Source organism: Streptomyces boncukensis, from assembly GCF_011045075.1.
In the GTDB taxonomy this organism is placed as follows: Bacteria; Actinomycetota; Actinomycetes; order Streptomycetales; family Streptomycetaceae; genus Streptomyces; species Streptomyces boncukensis.
Map to the genome: position 1 here is coordinate 1 of NZ_JAAKZZ010001106.1, position 536 is coordinate 536.

A 536-nucleotide genomic window follows, 5' to 3' on the forward strand; every position below is an offset into this window, starting at 1 on the left:
GGGCAGCCCGCCGTGGTGTGCGGCGCGGGGGCCCGGCCGTCCTTCGAGGGCGCGCTGCGCGCCGCGCTGGACGAGCTGGTGTGCACCCTGCTGGCGCCCCCGGCCTACGACCAGCGGCGGGCGGCGCGCATGCTGGAGGACCCGTTCGCCGTGGCCGGGATGGGCGACCACGAGCTGCTGTACGCGCACCCCTCGGCGGCGCGGCGGCTGGGGTTCCTGGCGGCGGACGCGCCCCGGGTGACGCTGCCCGAGCTGGCGCGGGCGCGCCCCTGGCCGCACCGCGCGGATCTCGCGGAGCAGGTGGGCGAGCTGGTGCGGCGGTACGCGCGGGACGGGATGGAAGTGATCGTCGCGGACCAGACGCGTCCCGAGCACCGGGCCGCCGGGCTGCGCTGTGTGAAGGTGCTGGTGCCGGGGACGCTTCCGATGACGTTCGGGCACGCGCAGCGGCGCATCGAGGGGCTGCCCCGGGTGCGGACGCTGCCGCGCACGCTCGGCTACCGGGCCACTGCGCTGGCCACCGAGGAGGCCAACCC

The 536-nt window shown here is 78.2% G+C and carries 1 protein-coding gene; it reads left to right on the forward strand.

Annotated features, from left to right (window positions below; all coding sequences use genetic code 11):
* The coding region (locus G5C65_RS38175) for a YcaO-like family protein (protein ID WP_206442748.1) at window positions 1–536 on the forward strand (536 nt) is incomplete at both ends.